The organism is Pseudomonas sp. NBRC 111131 (genome assembly GCF_001320525.1).
GTDB classification, from domain to species: Bacteria; Pseudomonadota; Gammaproteobacteria; order Pseudomonadales; family Pseudomonadaceae; genus Aquipseudomonas; species Aquipseudomonas ceruminis.
Genome location: NZ_BCBH01000005.1, coordinates 206,622 through 229,660, shown reverse-complemented (window position 1 = coordinate 229,660; position 23,039 = coordinate 206,622). Strand labels below are relative to the sequence as shown.

The window sequence follows — 23,039 nt, the reverse complement described above, 5'->3', positions numbered from 1 at the left end:
CCTTGCTATCTCACTGGCAGAGGCCTGCCCAGGCAGCTCGAACACAACGACAAATCCCTCCGGGTGCAGGAGGGTTAGCGATTCAGGTGCCCCGACACCCTGGGAAGGGTGAAGCCGGCACACTTGAGGAAAATTAGCCATGACGACACGTCAGCCGCTGTACAAATCCCTGTATGTCCAGGTGTTGGTCGCCATCACCATCGGCATTCTGCTTGGCCACTTCTATCCAGAAACGGGCGTCGCCCTCAAACCGTTGGGTGATGGTTTCGTCAAACTGATCAAGATGGTCATCGCGCCCATCATCTTCTGCACCGTGGTCAGCGGCATCGCCGGTATGCAGAACATGAAGTCGGTCGGCAAGACCGGCGGCTACGCGCTTCTGTACTTCGAAATCGTTTCCACCATCGCCCTGATCATTGGCCTCGTGGTCGTCAACGTGGTCAAGCCGGGCGCTGGCATGCACATCGACGTCAGCACCCTGAACGCCAGCAGCGTGGCCGCCTACGCCGCCGCCGGCGCGCAGCAGACCACTGTCGGCTTCCTGCTCAATGTCATCCCCAACACCGTGGTCGGCGCCTTCGCCAACGGCGACATCTTGCAAGTGCTGATGTTCTCGGTGCTGTTCGGCTTCGCCCTGCACCGCCTGGGCAGCTACGGCAAGCCGGTGCTGGACCTGATCGATCGCTTCGCCCATGTGATGTTCAACATCATCAACATGATCATGAAGCTGGCGCCGATCGGTGCCTTCGGTGCCATGGCCTTCACCATTGGCCAGTACGGCGTTGGTTCGCTGGTACAGCTGGGTTACCTGATGGCCTGCTTCTACATCACCTGCCTGCTGTTCGTGCTGGTGGTGCTGGGCGGCATCTGCCGTGCCCACGGCTTCAGCGTCCTCAAGCTGATCCGCTACATCCGTGAGGAGCTGCTGATCGTGCTGGGCACTTCCTCCTCGGAGTCGGCCCTGCCACGCATGCTGGCCAAGATGGAGCGCCTGGGCGCCAAGAAGTCGGTAGTTGGCCTGGTGATCCCGACGGGTTATTCCTTCAACCTGGACGGTACCTCGATCTACCTGACCATGGCTGCGGTGTTCATCGCCCAGGCCACCGACACCACCATGGATATCACTCACCAGATTACCCTGCTGCTGGTACTGCTGGTGGCCTCCAAGGGTGCTGCCGGTGTAACCGGTTCGGGCTTCATCGTCCTGGCTGCCACGCTCTCGGCGGTCGGCCACCTGCCGGTGGCCGGCCTGGCGCTGATCCTGGGTATTGACCGCTTCATGTCCGAAGCCCGCGCCCTGACCAACCTGGTCGGTAACGCCGTGGCCACCGTGGTGGTGGCCAAGTGGGTCAAGGAAATGGACAACGACAAGCTGGCGTCGGAACTGGCTTCCGGTGGTGCGCCACTGGTTGATACCCGTCCGACTGACGACCTGGGCGTGGCTGAAGGCCCGGCTCGTTGAGGCTGATGCAATAAATGAAGAAGGCGACCCTCGGGTCGCCTTTTTTGTGCCTGTATGGCCCTGTCGCCGGCGAAGCCGGTACCAGCCACCGCATTGCCTGTTCGCGGGGCAAGCCCGCTTGGATCACTCTGGCAGTTCGCTCATCGTTCAGTACTGGCTTGCTGCTTGATCGCTGTTTCGGGCGGCGCGGGTCGTCATCCAGGCGTGCCGCCGACGGGGCCGATCACTCAACCCGCGTCTCGCCGCTGTACACCAATATCTCCCGGCACCGCCGACACAGATACCGCCGCCCCTGGTGCACCAACCTGTGCCGCTGTGCAGTGAACGGGAAATCGCTTTCCGGGCACGGGCAGCGGTAGATATACCGGGTCACCACCCGTCGCTGCACTTCATAGTTGTGGCAACGCTTGGGTGGCAACTCGTAGACCCCGCGCATGATCAACTGCCATTCCTCGCCATGGGCCTGGATTCGGTCGCCGAACACTTGGTGGGCAACCAAGTGGGCCACCTCGTGGGCCACCGTCTGGCGCAGGAAGTCTTCCTGGTTTTCGCGGTACAGCTGCAGGTTGAAGCGCAGCAGGTTCTCGTGCAGGTGGGCGACGCCCGCCTTCTGACCGCGCAACTTGAAACTGACGTCCGGGCGGGGGAAGGGGCGTTTGAAAAAGACTTCGGCTTGCTGGTAACAGGTTTCGACGCGTTGTTTGAGCAGCTCGGGCATGGCGTGGTAATTCTCCTGACCGGGCATTATGCCGCAAGCAATGGCCGGTTGCGGAGCCACCGGTCAGCACAGAGTCAGAAGCCGCCTTGCGGCGGCCTCTGGTTTGATGCCCCAGTGTTGGTAACAGTGTCTCAATTGGTATAAATGGGCCCCACGCCCAATCCCCAGATGATCACGGTGGCAGCCATGATCGCTACCAGTACCACCAGGCCCACTGCCAGCACTGAGCTGGAGAACAGGAAACCTTCATCCGAGGGGATATTCATGAACGTCGGTAATCCGACATACAGCAAGTAGACGGTGTAGCAAATGGCAGCCGTACCTACCAGCATGCCAAGCCAGAGGTGTGGGTAGAGTGCCGCCAGGCCGCCAAGGAACAGCGGCGTGGCGGTATAGGTGGCAAAGGCTATGCATTGCGCCATGGACGGGTTGGCGTCGTAGGTGCGGGCCATCCAGTGGATGAACGCCCCCATCACCGCCACCCCGGCCAGCATCGCCAGGTAAGACATGATGCTCATCCATAACGCGCTTTCCATGGTCAGCATCACTGCCGGCCGCCCGCCGATCACCCAGCCTACCTGGGTCGTGCCGATAAACGCGGAAATGGCAGGGATCGCCGCCAGGATCAGAGTATGCGTGAGGTACATGTGGCTGATGCTTTCTTCTTCGCCCCGAATCTCTCGCCATTCCTGGTCGGGATGGGTAAACAGCCCCACAACGTGATGAATCATGCCGGTCACTCCTATCGTCGTTGCCAAACGCCCCCCAGATGGAGCGCCAGCGGCCCGAGGCCAGGACACCGATACAAGCGGCAATGTGGCCTTATGTCGCAGTATAGGAAGCGGTTCCCCGCACAAACCCGGCTTTTTAGAGCAAATTGCGCTGTCGCCAGCGCTACTGATTACCTTGAAGTCTTTATCGGATATGGCCCCTAATATCGGCCAAGCCCTACAGCGGCGATCGGTTTGTGCGTAAAATAGCCGCCTTTTGTCACACCTCGCGGATCCAAGCGCTATGGGCACCCTTTCGGTCAACCAGAACAAACTGCAAAAACGCCTGCGTCGTCTCGCCGGCGAAGCCATCACCGACTACAACATGATCGAGGATGGCGACAAGGTCATGGTCTGCCTGTCCGGCGGCAAGGACAGCTACACCATGCTCGACGTTCTGTTGCACCTGCAGAAGGTGGCACCGATCAAGTTCGAGATCGTCGCGGTGAACATGGACCAGAAGCAACCGGGCTTCCCCGAGCATGTGCTGCCGGCCTACCTCAAGGAACTGGGCGTCGAGTACCACATCGTCGAGAAGGACACCTATTCGGTGGTCAAGGAGCTGGTCCCCGAGGGCAAGACCACTTGTTCGCTGTGCTCGCGCCTGCGCCGTGGCACGCTGTACACCTTCGCCGATGAAATCGGTGCGACCAAAATGGCCCTGGGGCACCACCGCGACGACATCGTCGAAACCTTCTTCCTCAATATGTTCTTCAATGGCTCGCTCAAGGGCATGCCACCCAAGCTGCGTGCCGACGATGGCCGCAACGTGGTGATCCGCCCGCTGGCGTACTGCAGCGAGAAGGACATCCAGGCCTACTCGGACATGAAGGAATTCCCGATCATCCCGTGCAACCTCTGCGGTTCGCAGGAGAACCTGCAGCGTCAGGTGGTCAAGGACATGCTGGTGGAGTGGGAGCGCAAGCACCCAGGCCGTACCGAGAGCATCTTCCGTGCCCTGCAGAACGTGGCGCCGTCGCAGTTGGCCGACCGCAACCTGTTCGACTTCACCAGCCTGAAGATCGACCAGAGCGCTACGCCGCGTTTTCTTGATGTGCTGAACATCTGACCCATGCGTGATTACCAATGGCTGCATGAGTACTGCCTGAACCGCTTCGGCTCGGCCCAGGCCCTGGAAGCCTTCCTGCCGCAGCCGCGTACGCCGGCTCAGTTGCGCGACATCAGCAATGATCGCTACCTGTCCACCTTGGCCCTGCGCGTATTCCGCGCTGGGCTCAAGCACAGCCTGGTAGACGCCAAATGGCCGGCCTTCGAGCAGGTGTTCTTTGGTTTCGACCCGGAAAAGGTAGTGCTGATGGGCGCCGAGCATCTGGAGCGGCTGATGCAGGATGAGCGCATCATCCGCCACCTGGGCAAGCTCAAGAGCGTGCCGCGCAATGCACAGATGATCCTCGATGTGGCGAAGGAGCGGGGCAGTTTTGGTGCATTCATCGCCGACTGGCCTGTGACCGATATCGTCGGGTTGTGGAAGTACCTGGCCAAGCATGGCAACCAGCTGGGTGGGTTGTCAGCGCCGCGCTTTCTGCGGATGGTCGGCAAGGACACGTTCATCCCTACCGACGACATGGCCGCCGCGTTGATTGCCCAGAAGGTGATCGACAAGCAGCCGACCAGCCAGCGCGACCTGGCGTTGGTGCAGCAGGCGTTCAACCAGTGGCATGAAGAAAGCGGGCGCCCGCTGTGCCAGTTGTCGGTGATGCTGGCGCACACCGTCAATCATTGACCCCAGGCCGCCTTCGCGGGTTTACCCGCGAAGAACTCAGCGCCCTTCGCCGGCCAGGCGTCGCTCATGCTGGAACTTCCAGCGCACAAACAACAGCCCACTGACGAACAACCCCAGGCTCACCACCACCTCAACCCAGCCGAAAAACGCCCGCGCCGGGTCAAACGCTGCCAGCACCCCTTTGATGAAATAGATATTCACCACAAAGCATGTCCAGGCGTGCGCGCGGGCGCTGCCCAGCCACATGCCCGGCAGCAGCAACAGCAGGGGTACCAGCTCGATCGCCAGGATCACCTCGACCCGTGCGCCATGCAGGTTGGCGAACCACAGGTTGTTCACCACCAGCAGCGCGATCAGGCCGAAGAAGAACGCCAGGCTCAAGGCCCGAGTCAGGCGCAGGCGCGGTGCCAGCCAGTGCAGTGGCGGTAACGCCTTGGGCTTTTTAGCCACGCGCGGACTCCAAGGCCAGGGCAGTGGTTGCCAGGCGTTGGCCAAGGGCACGACACAGGGTGATTTCGTGTTGGTCGAGCTCACGCTTACCGTCCGCACCGGCATGGTGGCTGGCCCCGTAAGGGGTGCCGCCGCCCCGGGTTTCGAGCAATGCCGACTCGCTGTAGGGCAGCCCCATCACCAGCATGCCGTGGTGCATCAGCGGCAACATCATCGACAGCAGGGTTGTCTCCTGGCCGCCATGCAGGCTGGCGGTGGAGGTGAACACCGCGGCTGGCTTGCCGACCAGTTCACCGCCCAGCCACAGGCTGCTGGTACCGTCGAGGAAGTACTTGAGCGGCGCGGCCATGTTGCCGAAGCGGGTCGGGCTGCCCAATACCAGGCCAGCGCAGTGGCGCAGGTCATCGAGGGTGGCATACAGCGCACCGGTGGCCGGGATGTCCGGGGCCACGGCTTCGCACTCGGTGGAAATCGCCGGTACCGTCCGCAGACGCGCTTCCATGCCGGCCAGTTCGATGCCGCGGGCAATGTGCCGGGCCATCTCGCTGGTGGAACCGTGACGGCTGTAATACAGCACAAGGATATAAGGCTGGCTCACGGCAGAATCTCCAGCACCTTCTCCGGCGGTCGGCCGATCACCGCCTTGTCGCCGGCCACCAGGATTGGCCGTTCGATCAGCTTGGGGTGCTGCGCCATGGCATCGATCAGTTGCGCATCGGTCAGGGCCGGGTTGGCCAGGTCCAGTGCCTTGTACTCGTCCTCGCCGGTGCGCAGCAACTGGCGCGGGGCAATGCCCAGCTTGTCGAGCAGGACGTTGAGGGTGTTGGCGTCTGGCGGGGTTTCGAGGTAACGCACGACGGTCGGCGCCAGGCCGCGGCTTTCGAGCAGTTCCAGCGCGCTGCGGGATTTCGAGCAGCGCGGGTTATGATAGAGCGTCAGGTCAGTCATGTCGGGTCGCATCCAGCGGGTTGTGACGGCTATTCTAACCGCAGCGACTGACCCATTTGCTTGAAACTTCGAGAAGGATTGACCCATGGCAAGGCGTTTGGCAGCAGTACTGGCCATCACCGCGAGCCTGTTGCTCGGTGGTTGCGGTGCCGATTATGGCGTGGACCAACACGGTAATACGGTTAAGGCCGAGCAGATCGACGGGCACTGGTTGGTGCTCAACTACTGGGCCGAGTGGTGCGGCCCGTGCCGTACTGAAATCCCGGAATTGAACACAGCGGCCAAGCAGTGGGCGGCCGATGGTATCAGGGTGGTCGGCGTGAACTTCGACGGCTTGCAGGGGCAGGACCTTAAGCAGGCTGCCGATACCTTGGGCATTGGTTTCACCGTGCTGGCCCAGGACCCGGCCGAACGCTACGACCTGCCCCGCAGCGAGGCGCTGCCGGTGACCTACATCATCGATGACAAGGGCAAGGTGCGCGAGCAGTTGCTGGGCGAGCAGACCCTGGAAGGGCTGCAGGCCAAGATCAAAGCCCTCAAGGGCGCTTGACAGGAAACGGTAACCTACAAGCTGCAGGTAAAGACAGAACGGTGCTCGGTCTGCTTTTCCTTGCAGCTTGCAGTTGAGCGTTTAGCCTTCCTCAGGCCAAAAGCGTAGCGGCTTGCCTTCGGCCGGCCAGAAGCGCACTTGCTCGATGGGCGATACATCCCAGCGCTGTACGGTTTCCAGCGCCTGCAAGAAGCGTTTTTCCTGCTCCATCAGCGCTGGCGCACATAGCTTGCGGGTCTTGCCGACCTTGCCGAAGCTCAAACGCTCGCCATCCAAGGTATAGGGCGCAAACCAGTGGTTGCAGCCGGCATTGCCATAGGCGCGGCCATCGCTGGCCAAGGTCAGGGTCAGGTGGCTGTAGTCCATCAACGGGCGTTCGCCGATCCACTCAAGCACATAACTGCGCTCCTGCTGCAGCTTCGACGGTTCGGCGGCGCAGCCGAGCAGGCCGGTGGCAACCAGCACGCCGGTCAACACGTTCTTCACTCGGCGCGCTCCTGGCAACGGGGGCACAGGTGCTTGTCACCGCGGCTGGCCCAGCCCAGTTCAGCGATGCGCGCACTGGCCGCAGGTTGGCGGGCCTTCTTGCCCAGCTTGGCATCGACTGCGAACTCGAAGTCCAGCACCGCGTCGCAGCTGTCGCATTCGGCCTGCCAGTTGAGGATTTCCAGCTCGTTGAACACCGGGCCGCTGGCCACAGCGACCCACTGGCCGCGCGGGTTGATCAGGTGGCGCACGCTTTCGACGCTCAGGCGCATGGCCAGGTCCTTGCTGCCCTTGAGGGTTACCAGCAAGGTATCGCCTTTGTGCATCGAGCCGCCGTTGCCGGTCACTTGGTAGCGCCCCGGCACCAGGGCGCGGCACTCGATCAGGGTGTGTTGCGGATTGAAAAGGGTGTAGCGGAAATCGTGCTCGACCATGGGTCCTCCAGAAATGCCGCGTATCCTAGCATCAACCTGTGACCAGATTCTGCGGATTGCCTGCCGCCCAGCGGCTGATGTTGTCCAGTGTGGTCGTGGCAATCGCAGCCAGTGCTTCGCGGGTCAGAAAGGCCTGGTGTGCAGTGACGATCACATTCGGGAAGGTCAGCAGCCGCGCTAGTACATCATCCTGCAGCGGCAGGTCGGAGCGGTCCTCGAAGAACAGTTGAGCTTCTTCCTCGTATACGTCCAGGCCCAGGTAACCGAGTTGGCCGCTCTTGAGGGCATCGATCAGCGCCGGGGTGTCGACCAGCGCACCGCGGCCGGTGTTGATCAACATGGCTCCGGGCTGCAACAGGGCCAGGCTTTGCGCGTTGATCAGGTGCTTGGTGTGTTCGGTCAACGGGCAGTGCAGGCTGATGATCCGTGCCTCGCGCAGCAGCTCGGGCAGCTCCAGGTAGCGTGCGCCCAATGCCAGCAACTGCGGGTTGGGATAGGGGTCGTAAGCCAGCAATTGGCAGCCGAAGCCCGCCATGATCCGGGCAAAGGCCTCGCCGATCTGGCCGGTGCCGACCACGCCGACAGTCTTGCCATGCAGGTCGAAACCGGTCAGGCCATGCAAGGTAAAGTCGCCCTCGCGGGTGCGGTTGTAAGCCCGGTGCAGGCGTCGATTGAGTGCCAGGATAAGCGCCACGGCATGTTCGGCTACGGCATGCGGCGAATAGGCTGGTACACGCACTACCGCCAGGCCCAGCTGTTTGGCGGCAGCCAGGTCGACATGGTTGTAGCCCGCCGAACGCAGGGCGATCAGGCGCGTGCCGCCGTTGGCCAGGCATTGCAGTACCTGGGCGTCGAGTTCGTCATTGATGAAGGCGCAGACCACCTCGAAGCCGTGGGCCAGGGCGGCGGTGTCGAGGGTCAGGCGGGCGGGCTGAAAATGCAGGTCCAGGGCCTGGTCGCGGCTGGCCTGGGTGAAGCTTTCCTGGTCATAGTGCTGACTGCTGAACAACAGGGCGCGCATGGTCGGGCTCCTTGGCGGGGGTTGGGCGATTGTAGCCACCTGGCTGGAGAGGGATGTTGATCTGCACCGCCCTCATTACCGGCAAACCGGCAATGAGGGCGGTGAGCTCAGGCGCTCAGACGCGCCTGCGCCGCCAGCCGGCAGATCGCTCCGTCCAGTTCATCCAGCGCTTGTTGCGCCTGGGGGTGGTCCTGCTTGAGCAATGTCTCGCTGCGTTGGCACGCCGCGCGCAGCTGTGGCACACCGCAGTACCGCGAGGCACCGTTGAGCCGATGCACTTGCTCGATCAGTCCTGTGCGGTCCTGCGCCTCGCGCGCGGCACGGATCGCCTCGCGGTCACTGTCCAGCGAAGCCAGCAGCATCGCCAGCATGTCTGCGGCCAGGTCCGGCTTGCCGGCCGCCAGGCGCAAACCTTCCTCCGGGTCGAGGATCGCCAGCTCAGAGCCTTCGGCCAGTTGTTGTTCCTGGCGCTCCAACGGGGCGGCACCCAGGCTCAGGCCGGTCCACTTCATCACGACCTGGGCCAGTTGGCGTTCGCTGATCGGCTTGGTCAGATAATCATCCATGCCGCTGTGCAGCAGGGCACGTTTTTCGTTGGCCATGGCGTGGGCAGTCAGGGCAACGATCGGCAGCGGGCTGCCGCTCTGGGTGTTCTCCCACAGGCGGATCTGTTCCGTGCAGGCCCGGCCGTCCATGCCTGGCATCTGCACGTCCATCAGTACCAGGTCGAAGGGTTCGTTCTGCACGGCTTGCACGGCGGCATAGCCGTTGTCCACCGCCAGCACTTCGGCGCCCAGGTCTTCGAGCAGGGTCTGCACCAGCAACAGGTTGGCAGCATTGTCGTCGACACAAAGAATTTTCGGCCGGCGCTGGCCGCTGTTACCCGGGGCCGGCTCACCCAGTGGGCGGCGCGGTTGCAACAGCTCCAGCAACAGGCGGCGCAGCTTGCGCGTGCAGGTCGGTTTGGACAGCAGTTGGCCGTGGCCATTGGGCAGGTAAGGGTGGTACAGCGCCTGCTCGGTGGTTGGGCATAGCACCACACACTGACAGTGATAGCGCTCCAGCTCCTGATGGTACTGGCCAAGCTGTTCGGGCGAGAGGTTGCCCAGGTTGGCGCCGAGCACTGCAAATTCGAACGGCAGCCCGGCCTGGAAGCCAGCCTGCACCCCGTGCAGCAGCTGCTCGTAGGAGCCGAAAAGGCTGACGCTCAGGCCACAGTCTTCCAGCTGATGTTCCAGGGCCTGGCGTGCCAGCTCATGGCCGTCGACGATGGCGGCGCGGCGGCCCAGCAGCGGTTGCAAGGGCTGCTCTTCGACGTCGTCGTGGGCCTTGGGCAGGTTCAGGCTGATCCAGAACTGCGAGCCTTCGCCCGGTGTGCTGTCGACGCCAATCTCGCCCCCCATTTGCTCGATCAGGCGCTTGGAGATCACCAAGCCAAGACCGGTACCTCCGGGCTGCCGCGCCAGCGAGTTGTCGGCCTGGCTGAAGGCTTGGAACAGCGTGCGCACATCCTGCGGAGACAGGCCGATGCCGGTGTCCTGCACACTGATGCGCAGTTGCGCGCTGTCTTCGTGTTCGTCCTCGAGCATGGCACGCACGACGATGGTGCCTTCGCGGGTGAACTTGATGGCGTTGCTCACCAGGTTGGTGAGGATCTGCTTGAGCCGCAGTGGGTCGCCGACCAGCGAGGACGGGGTATCGCGGTAGATCAGGCTGAGCAGTTCGAGCTGTTTGGCATGGGCGGCGGGGGCAAGGATGGTAAGGGTGTCCTGCACCAGGTCACGCAGGTTGAACGGGATGCTGTCGAGGACCAGCTTGCCGGCCTCGATCTTCGAGAAGTCGAGGATCTCGTTGATGATGCCCAGCAGGTTGTCAGCGGACTTTTCAATGGTGCTCAGGTAATCCAGCTGGCGCGGGGTCAGCTCGCTTTTCTGCAGCAGGTGGGTAAAGCCCAGAATGCCGTTGAGCGGTGTGCGGATTTCATGGCTCATGTTGGCCAGGAACTCCGACTTGATGCGGCTGGCTTCCAGCGCCTCCTTGCGCGCCATGTCCAGCTCGATGTTCTGGATTTCGATGGTTTCCAGGTTCTGGCGCACGTCCTCGGTCGCCTGATCGATGCTGTGCTGCAGCTCTTCGTGGGCGCTGTGCAGGGTTTCGGCCATGCGGTTGATACCGCGGGCCAGTTCGTCCAGCTCATGGCTGCCCATGGTCGGCAGGCGTTCCTCGAGGTGGCCGTCCTTCAATTGGTTGACCGCATGCTTGATGCGTGCGATCGGGTCGTTGATGGTGCGGCTCATACGCATCGCCAGCAGGCCGCTGAGCACCAGGCAGGCGAAGATCAGCAGCACGCTGGTGAACAGGTTGCGGTAACCACGCAGCAGGGTGCCGTCGTGTGACAGTTCGATCTCGACCCAGCCCAGCAGGCGCTCGGCTTCGGCCGGCACGGCGTCGGTGGCCAGGTCGCGGTGGTGGCCGAACACCGGCATCAGGTAGCGGGTGGCGTCGTTGCCGCTGCGCTCAAGCAACTGGGTGCCGGTACCGCCGCTGGGCGGCTGGTTGATCATGCTCGGGCCGGCATGGGCCAGGCGTGTACGGTCTGGGGCAAGGAAGGCCACTGCGCGAACGTCGGCCTGCTCCAGGGTCTGGGCGGCGATCCGTTCCAGTTGCGCGGGTGTCTGCCGGGCCAGTGCGGGGGCGGCCAGCGGCGCCAGCTGCTCGGCGATCATCTTGCCGCGCTGCAGCAACTGGGTGCGCAACTGGTTTTGCTGCAGCCAGGTGAAATAGCTGCCCAGTACCAGTGCCATCAGGCTGGCAGGCAAGAGCGCCAGCAGCAAAACCCGGCTTCTGATTCCCAAACGATCGAGCACACTCGCCTCCTGTGATGTGCCTGGACGCCGTCGGCGAGGCGACGGACCAAAGCGGAAAGTTACTCCGCCTGCCGCACTAATGCACCCTTTGTCGGTGTTTTCACGGGTGTGTCGAGGCATTGGTCGCCAGGCGGTTGCCTAGACTGAGTGCATGCCCAATAATTGCGCAACTGAGAATGGATGGCAGTTGCCAATGAATCCCGTAGCTATTCATACATCGAACATCCTCGCCATCGAGGATGACCCGATCCTGGGGGCCTACCTGCACGAAGAGCTGGAGCGTGGCGGCTTCCAGGTCACCTGGTGCCGTAATGGCCTGGAGGGTTTGGAAACCGCCGGCCGGCAAGCCTTCGACGTGGTGCTGATGGACATCCTGCTGCCAGGGCTCAATGGCCTGGATGCGCTGGCCCAGTTGCGCCGGCGCAGCGCAACGCCAGTGATCCTGATGTCGGCGCTGGGGGCCGAGGCCGATCGCATCAGCGGCTTTCAGCGCGGGGCTGACGACTACCTGCCCAAGCCCTTCAGCATGGCCGAACTGCGTGTACGCATCGAAGCGATCCTGCGCCGCGTCGCCCTTGAGCGTCGCCACCTGCCTTTGCAGGAGGCCGCCTCCGGCGAGCTGGTGTTCGACGAGGTGCTGTGCGATGTGAGCCTGCAAGGGCGCCCGGCTGGGCTGACCCCCAGTGAGTATCGGCTGTTCGACATCCTCAATCGCAATGTCGACGAGGTGCTGAGCAAGCCTTTCCTGTATCAGCAGGTGCTGCAGCGTGGTTACTCGCGGCATGACCGCAGCCTGGACATGCACATCAGTCAGATCCGCCGCAAGCTCAAGGGTATGGGTTATCAGGAGCGGCAGATCCGCACTGTGTGGGGCAAAGGCTACGTGCTCAGCGTCGGCGAGGCGGAGTAGATCATGCTCGACCGCCATTCGCTGTTCTGGAAGCTGGCCATCCTGTTGATTGGCTTCTGCCTGTTGATGATCGGCCTGAGCTACACCTGGGGCCGTCATATGGAAACCCAGAATGCCTTTCTCAGTGAGCCCGCCCGCCAGGCGCTGCGCGGCTACGCCGGTGAGGCCGAGCAGGCCTGGCGCAGCGGCGGGCGAGCTGGGCTGGACCGCTGGGTGGCGGCCATGCACCAGCGTGAGCGTGGCTGGATCGGGGTGCTCGACATCAACCTGCGGCCGCTCGACAGCGCCACGCTTGGCCCACAGATCATGCAACGGCTCACCCGCCTGCGAGGGGTCGACTGGCCCATGAGCCGGCGCAGTATCGACCAACCCTGGGTACGCATACCGTTCCCGGGTGCACCGGAGCAGGGCATGCTGGTGATCGAGCTGCCAGAACGTTTCAACCCTGGTCAATACCGCGTGCTGTGGCGCGTGGTGACCAACGGCATCATCCCTGGCCTGTTCACCTTGCTGCTGTGCGTGGGGTTGTACCGCATGCTGATCGTGCCGCTCAATCAACTGCGCGAGCAGGCCAATGCCTGGCGCGCCGACCAGCTCTCAGCCCGCCTGGACTCACGCACCATCGCCCGCCATGACGAACTGGGCGAACTGGCCCGCGCCTTCGACCAGATGGCCGAGCGGCTGCAGGGTACCGTGGCCATGCAGCAACAGTTGCTGCGCGACTTGTCCCACGAGATGCGTACACCGTTGAGCCGCCTGCGGGTGGCCTGCGATGGCGAAACCGACCTGCAGCGCCTGCGCGAGCGCCTGGGCCGTGAGGTGGACTGCATGCAGCAACTGGTCGAGAACACCTTGCAGCTTGCCTGGCAGGACGCCGAGCGCGCGCCGATGAACCTTGAGCCGATCCAGGTGCAGGCGCTATGGGATTTGCTGGTTGAGGACGCCAGCTACGAAAGCGGTTGGTCGCCCACGCGACTGCGCTGCGAGCTGCCGGCTGAATGCTGGGTGCAAGGCAACCTCAATTACCTGGCCCAGGCCTTGGAGAACATGCTGCGCAATGCCATTCGCCACTCTCCGGACCAAGGCCTGGTAAGGCTGGGCGGGCAGCGTGAGGGTGGGTACTGGCACCTGTGGCTGGAAGATGAAGGCAGCGGAGTGGCCCAGGAGGACCTCGAGCGGATCTTTGCACCCTTTTCCCGGCTCGATGGCTCGCGCCCCGGGGACGGTGGGTTCGGCCTGGGGCTGAGCATTGCCCGCAGTGCCATTCAGCGCCAAGGCGGCACCTTGTGGGCGGAGAACGGCAAGCGTGGGCTGCGCTTGTGCATGCGCCTGCCCGCGCATGCAGTGCCTACTTCGCGGGGCACTGCGCTTGCCCAGCTACAGCCCATCGCAGGGGCTTATAACGTGTAGCTATAGCGACTACAGATTGCGTGATATGGCCGGGAAGGGTTTGCCGGTATGATAGGCGCCCCTGCCGTTCGGATTGTGAAATACGCCATGACCTTGCAGTACCCAACCATCGCCGATTGCGTCGGCAATACGCCTCTGGTTCGCCTGCAGCGCATCGCTGGCGAAACCAGCAATATTCTCCTGCTCAAGCTCGAGGGTAACAATCCAGCGGGCTCGGTGAAGGATCGCCCGGCACTGTCGATGATCACCCGCGCCGAACTGCGTGGCCAGATCAAACCCGGTGACACCCTGATCGAAGCGACCTCCGGCAACACCGGCATCGCCCTGGCCATGGCGGCGGCGATCAAGGGCTACAAGATGATCCTGATCATGCCGGACAATTCCACCGCTGAACGCAAGGCAGCGATGACTGCCTATGGTGCCGAGTTGATCCTGGTGACCAAGGAAGAGGGCATGGAAGGTGCTCGCGACCTGGCCGAGAAGCTGCAGGCCGAAGGCCGCGGCCTGGTCCTGGACCAGTTCGCCAACGGCGACAATCCGATCGCCCACTACACCAGCACCGGCCCGGAGATCTGGCAGCAGACCCAAGGCACCATCACCCATTTCGTCAGCTCCATGGGTACCACCGGCACCATCATGGGCTGCTCGCAGTACCTCAAGGAGCAGAACCCGGCGGTACAGGTCGTCGGCCTGCAGCCGATGGAAGGCTCGGCCATTCCCGGCATCCGTCGCTGGCCGCAGGAGTACCTGCCGAAGATCTTCGACGCTACCCGCGTCGACCGGGTGGTCGACATGTCGCAGCAGGAAGCCGAAGACACCACTCGCCGCCTTGCCCGCGAAGAGGGCATTTTCTGTGGCGTGTCTTCCGGTGGTGCGGTCGCAGCCATGTTGCGTCTGTCCCGCGAAGTAGAAAACGCTGTGATGGTCGCGATCATCTGTGACCGCGGCGACCGTTACCTGTCCACCGGCCTGTTCGACCCGAGCTAAATGTCCAGAAAGAAAAGCAACAGCGGCCTGCGCTTCCAACCGGCCGGCGGCAACCGCACCCCCCAGGTACCTGTGGGCAAAAAGCAGCGCCTGGCTATCGAGCGCCTGGCCGGTGACGGCCGTGGCATCGCCTTCCATGACGGGCGCACCTGGTTCGTCAGCGGTGCGCTGGCCGGTGAAACAGTCGAGGCACGGGTGCTCAATGCCCGCGGCAAGGTGGTAGAGGCGCGTCTGGAACGGGTGCTGCAGGCCAGCGTCGAACGCAGTGAGGCGCCGTGCCGTCATTATCAGCGCTGCGGTGGCTGCAACCTGCAGCACCTGCCGCACGCCAGTCAACTGGCGCTCAAGCAGCGTACCCTGGCCGAACAGCTGCAGCGGGTGGCCGGGGTACAACCTGAAGAATGGGCCGCGCCATTGAGCGGGCCGGAATTCGGTTACCGGCGCCGGGCGCGGGTAGCGGTGCGCTGGGACGTGAAAGCGCGCCAACTGGACGTGGGCTTGCGCGCCGAAGCCAGCCAGGACATCGTTGCCATCGACGATTGCCCGGTGCTGGTACAGCCCTTGCAGTCTATTTTGCGTCATCTGCCGACTGTGCTGCGTTCGCTGGGCAAGCCCCAGGCCATTGGCCATGTAGAGCTGTTCAGCGGCACCGCCGAGGCTGTGCTGGTCCGCCATGTGGCACCGTTGCCAACTGATGACCTGGCGCGCCTGCAGGCATTCTGCACTGAAGCTCAGGCGCAGTTGTGGCTGCAGGGTGAGGGTGAGCCGGCGCCTGTGCAGGCGCAGGCCACGCTCGGCTTTGCCCTGGCGCCCTGGCAACTTGAGCTGGCCTGGCGCCCGGGCGATTTCGTCCAGGTCAACGCCCAGGTCAACAGCGCAATGATCGAGCAGGCCCTGGCCTGGCTGGCACCGCAAGCCGACGAGCGTGTGCTCGATCTGTTCTGCGGGCTGGGCAATTTTGCTTTGCCGTTAGCCCGGTACGCCCGTGAAGTGGTCGCAGTAGAGGGTGTGCAGGCCATGGTCGATCGGGCTGCTGCCAATGCCCGAAACAACAATGTGCATAACGCACAGTTTTTTCAGGCCGATTTATCGCAGCCTTTGGCCGGTGCCGTATGGGCCGCCGAGGGCTTTTCTGCGGTACTCTTGGACCCACCGCGTGACGGTGCTTTCGAGGTGGTGCAAGACATCGCCCGCCTCAAGGCCAGGCGGCTGGTGTATGTATCGTGCAACCCGGCCACGCTGGCGCGAGACGCCCAGGTGCTGGTTGGCCAGGGGTACCGGTTAAAAAGGGCCGGGATTCTCGACATGTTTCCTCAGACGGCGCATGTCGAGGCCATGGCGTTATTCGAAGTGGGCTAGCAGGCTGGCCCCTTGGTGCGGCTTCCACGGATGGGAGGCCACACGGTGATAGCCAGTGCACCCGCGGGGTGTGCTGTATGGAAAGGTAAAACAAAGATGGTACAGGTGAGAGTGCACCAGCCGGTCAACACGGACGGCAGTATCAATCTCGAAGCATGGCTGGATCATGTAGTGAGCGTCGATTCGGCATTGGATCGCGTCGCACTCAAGGAGGCCTGCGAGTTCGCCCAGGAAGTCGAGAAGAAGGGCAACCCGGCCAAGCATTCTTGGGCCGATGGTACGTCCAGCTTCCAGGCTGGCCTTGAGATCGCCGAAATTCTTGCCGACCTCAAGCTCGACCAGGATTCCCTGGTGGCGGCGGTAATCTATCGCTCGGTGCGCGAAGGCAAGGTGACCCTGGCCGAGGTCGGCCAGCGGTTCGGCCCGGTGGTGTCCAAGCTGATCGACGGCGTGCTGCGCATGGCGGCCATCAGTGCCAGCCTGAGCCCGCGCCAGTCGCTGGTGCTAGGGTCCCAGGCGCAGGTCGAAAACCTGCGCAAGATGCTGGTGGCCATGGTCGACGATGTTCGCGTGGCCCTGATCAAGCTGGCCGAGCGGACGTGTGCGATCCGGGCGGTGAAGTCCGCCGATGACGAAAAACGCCTGCGCGTAGCGCGCGAGGTGTTCGACATCTATGCGCCGCTGGCCCATCGCTTGGGTATTGGCCACATCAAGTGGGAGCTTGAAGACCTTTCGTTCCGCTACCTCGAACCGGATCAGTACAAGCAGATCGCCAAGCTTTTGCACGAGCGCCGGCTGGACCGCGAGCGCTTCATCAGCGATGTGATGAACCAGTTGCAGAATGAGCTGCTGGCCACCGGGGTCAATGCCGATATCAGCGGCCGGGCAAAACACATCTATTCGATCTGGCGCAAGATGCAGCGCAAAGGCCTGGAATTCAGCCAGATCTACGACGTGCGCGCGGTGCGTGTTCTGGTGCCTGAGGTCCGTGACTGCTATACCGCGCTCGGTATCGTCCATACCTTGTGGCGGCACATTCCCAAGGAGTTCGACGACTACATCGCCAACCCCAAGGAAAACGGCTACCGCTCGCTGCACACCGCGGTGATCGGCCCCGAGGGCAAGGTGCTGGAAGTGCAGATCCGTACCCACGGCATGCACGAGGAAGCCGAACTCGGTGTCTGCGCCCACTGGCGTTACAAGGGCACCGACGTCAAACCCAGCTCCAACCATTATGAGGAAAAGATTTCCTGGTTGCGCCAGGTGCTCGAGTGGCACGAAGAGCTGGGCGACATCGGAGGCCTGGCCGAGCAGTTGCGGGTGGATATCGAACCTGACAGGGTCTATGTGTTTACCCCCGACGGCCACGCCATCGACCTGCCCAAGGGCGCCACACCGCTGGATTTCGCCTACCGCGTGCACACCGAGATCGGCCACAACTGCCGTGGTGCCAAGATCAACGGGCGCATCGTACCGCTCAACTACAGCCTGCAGACCGGCGAGCAGGTGGAGATCATCACCAGCAAGCACGGCAACCCGAGCCGTGACTGGCTCAACTCCAACCTGGGTTACGTCACCACCTCGCGGGCCCGGGCCAAGATCGTTCACTGGTTCAAGCTGCAGGCGCGTGACCAGAACGTGGCTGCCGGCAAAACCTTGCTCGAACGTGAGCTCAGCCGCCTGGGCCTGCCGCAAGTGGACTTCGAGCGCCTGGCCGAGAAGACTAACGTCAAGACCGCCGAGGACATGTTCGCTTCGCTCGGTGCCGGGGACTTGCGCCTGGCGCACCTGGTCAACGCTGCCCAGCAACTGCTCGAACCCGAGCGTATCGAGCAGATCGAACTGGTGCCGCGCAAGCCCACCGGCACGCGTACCGGCAAACGGGGCGACATCCAGATCCAGGGCGTCGGCAACCTGCTCACGCAGATGGCTGGCTGCTGCCAGCCGCTGCCCGGCGATGCCATCGTCGGCTATATCACCCAGGGCCGCGGCGTGAGCATTCACCGCCAGGATTGCGCCTCGGTGCTGCAGTTGGCCGGGCGTGAGCCGGAGCGGATGATCCAGGTCAGCTGGGGGCCGATACCGGTGCAGACCTACCCGGTCGACATCGTCATTCGTGCCTACGACCGCCCGGGGTTGCTGCGTGATGTGTCGCAGGTGCTGCTCAACGAAAAGATCAACGTGCTGGCGGTGAACACCCGCTCGAACAAGGAAGACAACACCGCGCTGATGTCGCTGACCATCGAGATTCCTGGCCTGGATGCGCTGGGCCGCTTGCTGGGCAGGATCTCGCAGTTGCCTAACATCATCGAGACGCGGCGCAATCGCACCCCTTGAACAACTGCATCGGGCCGCTGTGCGGCCGATCACCGGCAAGCCGGCGCCCACAGATACCGTGTGAGGGCCGGCTCGCCGGCGATCGGGGCGAAGCCCTCGCCTGGGAATAGAAGCCAATGACCTACACCCTCGAAGACCTGCTGCACCTCATGGCCCGCCTGCGTGACCCGCAATACGGCTGCCCATGGGACCTCAAGCAGAATTACGCCAGCATCGTGCCGCACACCATCGAGGAAGCCTACGAGGTCGCCGACACCATCGAGCGCGGAGATTTCGAGCACCTGCAGGGTGAGCTTGGTGACTTGCTGTTTCAGGTGGTCTACTACAGCCAACTGGCCCGCGAAGAAGGGCGTTTCCAGTTCGACGGAGTGGTCGATGCCATTACCCGCAAACTGATCCGCCGCCACCCCCATGTGTTCCCTACCGGTGAGCTCTATGCGCCCCTGGACACGCCCAGCCTCAGTGAGGAGCAGGTGAAGTCGCGCTGGGACGCGATCAAGGCCGAAGAGCGCGCCGAAAAGAGTGGGCCTGAACAACTGTCGTTGCTCGATGACGTGCCTGCGGCCTTGCCGGCCCTGTCGCGGGCGGCCAAACTGCAGAAGCGCGCGGCCACGGTCGGTTTCGACTGGCCTTCGGCGTTGCCGGTGCTGGACAAGGTTCGCGAGGAACTCGACGAAGTGTTGCAGGCCATGGCCGATGACGATGACCAGGCCCTTGAAGATGAAGTTGGCGACCTGTTGTTCGCCGCCGTGAACCTGGCTCGACACCTCAAGCAAGACCCGGAAAACGCCCTGCGCCGCGCCAATCGCAAGTTCGAGCGGCGTTTTTGCTTTATCGAGCAGGCATTGCGCGACAGTGGCCGACCGATTGAAGATTGTAACCTTGACGAGCTGGACGCCCTTTGGGGAGAAGCCAAACGTCAGGAAAAGAACCTGCCCAGCTGCGGCTGAGTGGCTGCATAAGTGAGTGAACATTCATGAGTCTTTCCCTTCGCGATCAATTGCTCAAGGCCGGTCTGGTCAACCAGAAACAGGTCTCCCAGGCCAATAAGGCCGAGAAGAAACAGAAACGCCTGGAACACAAAGGCCAGGTCGAAGTTGACGACAGCCAGCAGCGTCTGGCCAAGGAAGCGATGGCCGAAAAGGCCAAGCGTGACCAGGAACTCAACCGTCAGCAGCAGGAAAAGGCCGAGCAGAAAGCCCGTGCCGCGCAGGTCAAGCAGTTGATCGAAGCGACCCGCCTGCCCAAGCTCAACACCGAGGACTACTACAACTTCGTCGACGACAAGAAGGTCAAGCGCATTGCTGTCAATGCCTTGATGCGCAGCAAGCTGAGCAACGGTGCGCTGGCGATCGTGTCCCATGGCGGCGGCTACGAGGTGATCCCCCGCGAGGCGGCGGTGAAGATTCAGGAGCGCGACCCTCATCGTATCCTGCTGCTCAACACCCATGTCGAGGAAGCGGACGAAGATGATCCGTACGCGGCCTACAAGATCCCTGACGATCTGATGTGGTAAACACGAAAAACCCCGCCTAGGCGGGGTTTTCTTTGAGAAGTCTGTGTCATTGCGTGGTGCGCTGGTTTTCCAGGACTTCAAGCTCAACCCGGTACTGGTGGGCTTCATGTTCATTGTGGAACATCCCGACCAATTGGCCCTGCTGGTGCACATCCCAGATCCGCACGCCAGCGGCCAGGCCTTCGTGGGACATTTTCGATTCGTCGCGTTCGGTTACTTGGACTGTCATCGTTAAACTCCACTTTCCAGTTGGTTGCGACACTGTGTCGCACACCTTCTTTATAGAGTTTGTTAGCAGGCTAAGTAAATAAAACAGCGATGAAACAAGTTTCATGAAGCGGCGCCGCGCTTCAGGTGCAAAAAAGCCCCGCACAAGGCGGGGCTTTGGATGCTGCGGGCTGTGGCGGTTCAGTTACCCTTTACCGACTTGCCATCGACCGTGCCATCCTGCAGCACGATCACATACTCCTTGCCGTCGGTCTCGACCTGACGCAACTGCACCAGCAGGTAGTCCCAGTCCTTGGCAAACCACAGCTCGGTGATGCGCTTGCTCTGGCTTGGGTCGCGAACACGCTCGACCTTCACGGCATCGACCTGGCCAGTCTTGGTGGTGACCTTCTCGGTGCCGAGCACGCGGAAGTCGTAGGTGTCGATCTCGTCACCGTCCACCACTTGGTAGGTCATGCTCTTTTTGCCGGCGGCCACATCATGCTGCAGTGCCAGCTGGTAGGAAGACTTGTCCAGCACGCCGCGGTTAAGCGGCAGGTTGATGGCATCGCCACGGTCAGTGCCAGTGACTTTCTTGCTGTTCCAGTCGAACGTGAGGTCGACTTTCTTGGCCTTGCCCAGGCCGCCGCGCTCGAAGTGGTACTTCTGCGGCAGCAGGGTATCGTTGTCCAGGCGCAGGGAGCTTTGTTCGGTCAGGCTGGCAATCATCATGGAAGCCTTGAAATTAAGGTCCCAGGTACCGTTGGCATTCTTGACCAGGCTACGCTCGGCAGTACCGCTCATGGGCAGTTGCTTCCAGTCGGCGGTGTAGCTGGCCGAGAAAGGCTTGAGGTCAGCTGCCTGAAGGGGCAGGGCGAGCACGGCGAGAGCCAAGAGCAGGGCGCGACGCATATATTCTCCTAGGGTCGGATCAAGTGACCACTGGCCGGCAATGGCTGGCCATCCAGTAACGCACCCTGTTCGCCCAGGCGCAAGCGGCCTTCGGCAAACCAGTGCACTGCCAATGGGTAGATCTGGTGTTCCAGATGGTGTACCCGCTGGGCCAGGCTTTCAACCGTGTCGCCTGGCGCCACCGGCACCACTGCCTGTACGACCAGGGGGCCGCCATCGAGTTCCTCGGTGACGAAGTGTACGCTGCAGCCATGCTCGGCGTCGCCTGCCTCCAGTGCCCGGCGGTGGGTATGCAGGCCCTTGTATTTGGGTAGCAGCGACGGGTGGATGTTGAGCAGGCGGCCCTGATAGTGGCGCACGAAGCCGCCACTGAGGATACGCATGAAGCCGGCCAGCACCACCAGGTCTGGCGCAAAGCCGTCGATGCGTGCCATCAGCGCCGCATCGAAGGCTTCACGGCCGTCGAAACCGGTGTGCTCGAGCACCTCGGTGGCGATACCGGCCGCTGCGGCCCGTTGCAGGCCGTAGGCATCGGCGCGGTTGGCAATCACCGCAGCGATGCGCACCGGGCTGTCCGCGCCACAACTGCTGTCGATCAAGGCTTGCAGGTTGCTGCCGGAGCCCGACAGCAGTACCACGACATTGCAGGGCTTGCTCGGCATCAGTGTGCCTTGAGGTTCTGCAGCTCGACCTGGGCAGCGCCTTCGGCGGCCTGTTCGATGCGGCCGATGACCCAAGGTTGCTCGCCTTCTGCGCGCAGTACGTTCAGGGCGGTTTCGACCTGGTCCTGGGCCACGCAAATGACCATGCCCACGCCGCAGTTCAGCACACGGTGCATTTCGTGCTCATCGACATTGCCTTTTTCCTGCAGGAAGTCGAACACCACCGGGCGCTGCCAGCTGGCCACGTCGATCACCGCCTGAGCGTTGTCTGGGAGAACGCGCGGGATGTTGTCCAGCAGGCCGCCGCCGGTGATGTGGGCCATGGCCTTGACGGCGCCGGTGTCCTTGATCAGTTTGAGCAGTGGCTTGACGTAGATGCGGGTCGGCGCCATCAGCAGGTCGGTCAGCGGCTTGCCGTCGAGCTGGGTGTTTTCGATGTCGGTCGCGGACACTTCGAGGATCTTGCGGATCAGCGAGTAGCCATTCGAATGCGGGCCGGACGAGGGCAGGGCGATCAGCGCGTCGCCGGTGGCAACCTTGGAGCCGTCGATGATTTCGGCTTTTTCCACCACGCCCACGCAGAAACCGGCCAGGTCGTAGTCTTCACCTTCGTACATGCCAGGCATTTCGGCGGTTTCGCCGCCCACCAGCGAGCAACCTGCCAGTTCACAGCCGGCGCCGATGCCGGTGACCACGGTGGCGGCCACGTCGACGTTGAGCTTGCCGGTGGCGTAGTAATCGAGGAAGAACAGCGGCTCGGCACCGCAGACCACCAGGTCGTTGACGCACATGGCGACCAGGTCCTGGCCGATGCTGTCGTGCTTGTTCAGGTTCAGCGCCAGGCGCAGTTTGGTACCGACGCCGTCGGTGCCAGAGACCAGTACAGGCTGTTTGTAGCCGGCCGGGATCTCGCAGAGGGCGCCGAAGCCGCCCAGGCCACCCATGACTTCAGGGCGTGCGGTGCGCTTTGCCACGCCCTTGATGCGTTCGACCAGTGCTTCGCCGGCGTCGATGTCTACACCGGCGTCCTTGTAGCTCAGGGAGGGTTGCTTGCTCATTGATCCAGGCCTTTAAGAGGGAGGGATTCGTAAAAACGACCGTGACGGCCAAGGCCGGCTGGGAAGCGGCGGCTGCCTGAAACGTCAGAGTCTGTGAAGGCGCGCGATTTTATCAGGGTTGCCGTGCAGCGGCCATCCTCAGGCCGACGGGCAGGGCACTAAAGCATTAAAAAACATCCTTTCACGGGCTTCGACTGGTTGCCGTGCAGGTGGCTGTATAAGGTATAGGAA

The 23,039-nt window shown here is 62.7% G+C and carries 24 protein-coding genes; 11 read left to right on the top strand and 13 right to left on the bottom strand.

Annotation, left to right across the window (positions count from 1 at the left end):
• Positions 1–139: 139 nt before the first annotated feature.
• On the top strand, positions 140–1,462 hold the full coding sequence (locus APH34_RS07670; protein ID WP_054900582.1) for a dicarboxylate/amino acid:cation symporter: 1,323 nt from the start codon (positions 140–142) through the stop codon (positions 1,460–1,462).
• A 223-nt stretch (positions 1,463–1,685) separates the two neighbouring features.
• Here the strand turns inward: APH34_RS07670 and APH34_RS07665 are convergent, their stop codons facing one another.
• Both APH34_RS07665 and APH34_RS07660 read right to left on the bottom strand, forming a co-directional pair.
• Positions 1,686–2,180, bottom strand: coding sequence for a SprT family zinc-dependent metalloprotease (locus tag APH34_RS07665; protein ID WP_054900581.1), 495 nt, complete (start codon positions 2,178–2,180; stop codon positions 1,686–1,688).
• Between the two features lie 131 nt (positions 2,181–2,311).
• A complete protein-coding gene (locus APH34_RS07660) occupies positions 2,312–2,911 on the bottom strand; it encodes a Yip1 family protein (protein WP_054900580.1) in 600 nt (199 codons plus the stop codon).
• Positions 2,912–3,194: 283 nt separating this feature from the next.
• On the opposite strand from APH34_RS07660, the gene ttcA reads away from it, so the two are divergent.
• Positions 3,195–4,019: a tRNA 2-thiocytidine(32) synthetase TtcA gene (ttcA, locus tag APH34_RS07655; RefSeq protein WP_054900579.1), complete on the top strand. Its 825-nt coding sequence runs from the start codon at positions 3,195–3,197 to the stop codon at positions 4,017–4,019.
• A 3-nt stretch (positions 4,020–4,022) separates the two neighbouring features.
• Positions 4,023–4,694: a DNA-3-methyladenine glycosylase I gene (locus APH34_RS07650; protein ID WP_054900578.1), complete on the top strand. Its 672-nt coding sequence runs from the start codon at positions 4,023–4,025 to the stop codon at positions 4,692–4,694.
• Positions 4,695–4,730: 36 nt separating this feature from the next.
• On the opposite strand, the gene APH34_RS07645 is transcribed toward APH34_RS07650, so the two are convergent.
• From APH34_RS07645 to arsC, 3 genes are read right to left on the bottom strand one after another with little or no spacing between them, the layout of a single operon-like run.
• Positions 4,731–5,144 carry a DUF2069 domain-containing protein gene (locus APH34_RS07645; protein WP_054900577.1) on the bottom strand — a complete coding sequence of 138 codons (414 nt, stop codon included), beginning with the start codon at positions 5,142–5,144 and terminating at the stop codon, positions 4,731–4,733.
• Positions 5,137–5,742 (bottom strand): NAD(P)H:quinone oxidoreductase, encoded by a 606-nt coding sequence (gene wrbA, locus APH34_RS07640; protein WP_054900576.1) that lies wholly within the window; start codon positions 5,740–5,742, stop codon positions 5,137–5,139. The genes APH34_RS07645 and wrbA overlap by 8 nt, the downstream gene beginning before the upstream one ends.
• Positions 5,739–6,092: an arsenate reductase (glutaredoxin) gene (gene arsC / locus APH34_RS07635; protein WP_054900575.1), complete on the bottom strand. Its 354-nt coding sequence runs from the start codon at positions 6,090–6,092 to the stop codon at positions 5,739–5,741. The genes wrbA and arsC overlap by 4 nt, the downstream gene beginning before the upstream one ends.
• An 85-nt stretch (positions 6,093–6,177) precedes the next feature.
• Here arsC and APH34_RS07630 point away from each other — a divergent pair, with 85 nt between their 5' ends.
• Positions 6,178–6,642: a TlpA disulfide reductase family protein gene (locus tag APH34_RS07630; protein WP_054900574.1), complete on the top strand. Its 465-nt coding sequence runs from the start codon at positions 6,178–6,180 to the stop codon at positions 6,640–6,642.
• 81 nt (positions 6,643–6,723) lie between these two features.
• On the opposite strand, the gene APH34_RS07625 is transcribed toward APH34_RS07630, so the two are convergent.
• The 4 genes from APH34_RS07625 to APH34_RS07610 all read right to left on the bottom strand — a co-directional run bounded on the left by APH34_RS07625 (position 6,724) and on the right by APH34_RS07610 (position 11,450).
• A complete protein-coding gene (locus tag APH34_RS07625; protein ID WP_054900573.1) occupies positions 6,724–7,128 on the bottom strand; it encodes an META domain-containing protein in 405 nt (134 codons plus the stop codon).
• Positions 7,125–7,562 carry a hypothetical protein gene (locus APH34_RS07620; RefSeq protein WP_054900572.1) on the bottom strand — a complete coding sequence of 146 codons (438 nt, stop codon included), beginning with the start codon at positions 7,560–7,562 and terminating at the stop codon, positions 7,125–7,127. The genes APH34_RS07625 and APH34_RS07620 overlap by 4 nt, the downstream gene beginning before the upstream one ends.
• Before the next feature lie 31 nt (positions 7,563–7,593).
• Positions 7,594–8,583: a 2-hydroxyacid dehydrogenase gene (locus APH34_RS07615; protein WP_054900571.1), complete on the bottom strand. Its 990-nt coding sequence runs from the start codon at positions 8,581–8,583 to the stop codon at positions 7,594–7,596.
• Between the two features lie 107 nt (positions 8,584–8,690).
• Positions 8,691–11,450 (bottom strand): response regulator, encoded by a 2,760-nt coding sequence (locus APH34_RS07610; RefSeq protein ID WP_054900570.1) that lies wholly within the window; start codon positions 11,448–11,450, stop codon positions 8,691–8,693.
• Positions 11,451–11,643: 193 nt separating this feature from the next.
• Between APH34_RS07610 and APH34_RS07605 the strand changes: the two genes are divergently transcribed.
• The 7 genes from APH34_RS07605 (at position 11,644) to APH34_RS07575 (ending at position 19,969) form a co-directional block, all read left to right on the top strand.
• Positions 11,644–12,360: a response regulator transcription factor gene (locus tag APH34_RS07605; RefSeq protein ID WP_054900569.1), complete on the top strand. Its 717-nt coding sequence runs from the start codon at positions 11,644–11,646 to the stop codon at positions 12,358–12,360.
• Between the two features lie 3 nt (positions 12,361–12,363).
• Positions 12,364–13,770 carry a sensor histidine kinase gene (locus APH34_RS07600; RefSeq protein WP_054900568.1) on the top strand — a complete coding sequence of 469 codons (1,407 nt, stop codon included), beginning with the start codon at positions 12,364–12,366 and terminating at the stop codon, positions 13,768–13,770.
• An 87-nt stretch (positions 13,771–13,857) separates the two neighbouring features.
• Positions 13,858–14,757 carry a cysteine synthase CysM gene (cysM, locus tag APH34_RS07595; protein ID WP_054900567.1) on the top strand — a complete coding sequence of 300 codons (900 nt, stop codon included), beginning with the start codon at positions 13,858–13,860 and terminating at the stop codon, positions 14,755–14,757.
• Positions 14,758–16,116: a 23S rRNA (uracil(1939)-C(5))-methyltransferase RlmD gene (gene rlmD, locus APH34_RS07590; protein WP_054900566.1), complete on the top strand. Its 1,359-nt coding sequence runs from the start codon at positions 14,758–14,760 to the stop codon at positions 16,114–16,116.
• 96 nt (positions 16,117–16,212) lie between these two features.
• The gene (gene relA, locus APH34_RS07585) at positions 16,213–18,453 is read left to right on the top strand and encodes a GTP diphosphokinase (RefSeq protein WP_054900565.1); all 2,241 of its coding nucleotides are present in this window, start codon (positions 16,213–16,215) and stop codon (positions 18,451–18,453) included.
• A gap of 116 nt (positions 18,454–18,569) precedes the next feature.
• Positions 18,570–19,403 (top strand): nucleoside triphosphate pyrophosphohydrolase, encoded by an 834-nt coding sequence (mazG, locus tag APH34_RS07580; RefSeq protein ID WP_054900564.1) that lies wholly within the window; start codon positions 18,570–18,572, stop codon positions 19,401–19,403.
• A gap of 26 nt (positions 19,404–19,429) precedes the next feature.
• On the top strand, positions 19,430–19,969 hold the full coding sequence (locus APH34_RS07575; RefSeq protein WP_054900563.1) for a DUF2058 domain-containing protein: 540 nt from the start codon (positions 19,430–19,432) through the stop codon (positions 19,967–19,969).
• 46 nt (positions 19,970–20,015) lie between these two features.
• Here APH34_RS07575 and APH34_RS07570 read toward each other — a convergent pair whose 3' ends face one another.
• From APH34_RS07570 to purM, 4 genes are all read right to left on the bottom strand, one after another.
• On the bottom strand, positions 20,016–20,198 hold the full coding sequence (locus APH34_RS07570; RefSeq protein ID WP_054900562.1) for a hypothetical protein: 183 nt from the start codon (positions 20,196–20,198) through the stop codon (positions 20,016–20,018).
• A 179-nt stretch (positions 20,199–20,377) separates the two neighbouring features.
• The gene (locus APH34_RS07565) at positions 20,378–21,088 is read right to left on the bottom strand and encodes a DUF3108 domain-containing protein (RefSeq protein ID WP_054900561.1); all 711 of its coding nucleotides are present in this window, start codon (positions 21,086–21,088) and stop codon (positions 20,378–20,380) included.
• An 8-nt stretch (positions 21,089–21,096) separates the two neighbouring features.
• Positions 21,097–21,750 carry a phosphoribosylglycinamide formyltransferase gene (gene purN / locus APH34_RS07560; RefSeq protein ID WP_054900560.1) on the bottom strand — a complete coding sequence of 218 codons (654 nt, stop codon included), beginning with the start codon at positions 21,748–21,750 and terminating at the stop codon, positions 21,097–21,099.
• The gene (purM, locus tag APH34_RS07555; RefSeq protein WP_054900559.1) at positions 21,750–22,808 is read right to left on the bottom strand and encodes a phosphoribosylformylglycinamidine cyclo-ligase; all 1,059 of its coding nucleotides are present in this window, start codon (positions 22,806–22,808) and stop codon (positions 21,750–21,752) included. The genes purN and purM overlap by 1 nt, the downstream gene beginning before the upstream one ends.
• Between the last annotated feature and the right edge of the window lie 231 nt (positions 22,809–23,039).

Excerpts from the sequence above, each read along its gene's own strand:
- APH34_RS07670 (WP_054900582.1), top strand. The coding sequence starts at position 140 with ATGACGACACGTCAGCCGCTGTACAAATCCCTGTATGTCCAGGTGTTG.
- APH34_RS07665 (WP_054900581.1), bottom strand. The coding sequence starts at position 2,180 with ATGCCCGAGCTGCTCAAACAACGCGTCGAAACCTGTTACCAGCAAGCC.
- APH34_RS07660 (WP_054900580.1), bottom strand. The coding sequence starts at position 2,911 with ATGATTCATCACGTTGTGGGGCTGTTTACCCATCCCGACCAGGAATGG.
- ttcA (WP_054900579.1), top strand. The coding sequence starts at position 3,195 with ATGGGCACCCTTTCGGTCAACCAGAACAAACTGCAAAAACGCCTGCGT.
- APH34_RS07650 (WP_054900578.1), top strand. The coding sequence starts at position 4,023 with ATGCGTGATTACCAATGGCTGCATGAGTACTGCCTGAACCGCTTCGGC.
- arsC (WP_054900575.1), bottom strand. The coding sequence starts at position 6,092 with ATGACTGACCTGACGCTCTATCATAACCCGCGCTGCTCGAAATCCCGC.
- APH34_RS07630 (WP_054900574.1), top strand. The coding sequence starts at position 6,178 with ATGGCAAGGCGTTTGGCAGCAGTACTGGCCATCACCGCGAGCCTGTTG.
- APH34_RS07620 (WP_054900572.1), bottom strand. The coding sequence starts at position 7,562 with ATGGTCGAGCACGATTTCCGCTACACCCTTTTCAATCCGCAACACACC.
- APH34_RS07615 (WP_054900571.1), bottom strand. The coding sequence starts at position 8,583 with ATGCGCGCCCTGTTGTTCAGCAGTCAGCACTATGACCAGGAAAGCTTC.
- APH34_RS07605 (WP_054900569.1), top strand. The coding sequence starts at position 11,644 with ATGAATCCCGTAGCTATTCATACATCGAACATCCTCGCCATCGAGGAT.
- APH34_RS07600 (WP_054900568.1), top strand. The coding sequence starts at position 12,364 with ATGCTCGACCGCCATTCGCTGTTCTGGAAGCTGGCCATCCTGTTGATT.
- cysM (WP_054900567.1), top strand. The coding sequence starts at position 13,858 with ATGACCTTGCAGTACCCAACCATCGCCGATTGCGTCGGCAATACGCCT.
- rlmD (WP_054900566.1), top strand. The coding sequence starts at position 14,758 with ATGTCCAGAAAGAAAAGCAACAGCGGCCTGCGCTTCCAACCGGCCGGC.
- relA (WP_054900565.1), top strand. The coding sequence starts at position 16,213 with ATGGTACAGGTGAGAGTGCACCAGCCGGTCAACACGGACGGCAGTATC.
- mazG (WP_054900564.1), top strand. The coding sequence starts at position 18,570 with ATGACCTACACCCTCGAAGACCTGCTGCACCTCATGGCCCGCCTGCGT.
- APH34_RS07575 (WP_054900563.1), top strand. The coding sequence starts at position 19,430 with ATGAGTCTTTCCCTTCGCGATCAATTGCTCAAGGCCGGTCTGGTCAAC.
- APH34_RS07570 (WP_054900562.1), bottom strand. The coding sequence starts at position 20,198 with ATGACAGTCCAAGTAACCGAACGCGACGAATCGAAAATGTCCCACGAA.
- APH34_RS07565 (WP_054900561.1), bottom strand. The coding sequence starts at position 21,088 with ATGCGTCGCGCCCTGCTCTTGGCTCTCGCCGTGCTCGCCCTGCCCCTT.
- purN (WP_054900560.1), bottom strand. The coding sequence starts at position 21,750 with ATGCCGAGCAAGCCCTGCAATGTCGTGGTACTGCTGTCGGGCTCCGGC.
- purM (WP_054900559.1), bottom strand. The coding sequence starts at position 22,808 with ATGAGCAAGCAACCCTCCCTGAGCTACAAGGACGCCGGTGTAGACATC.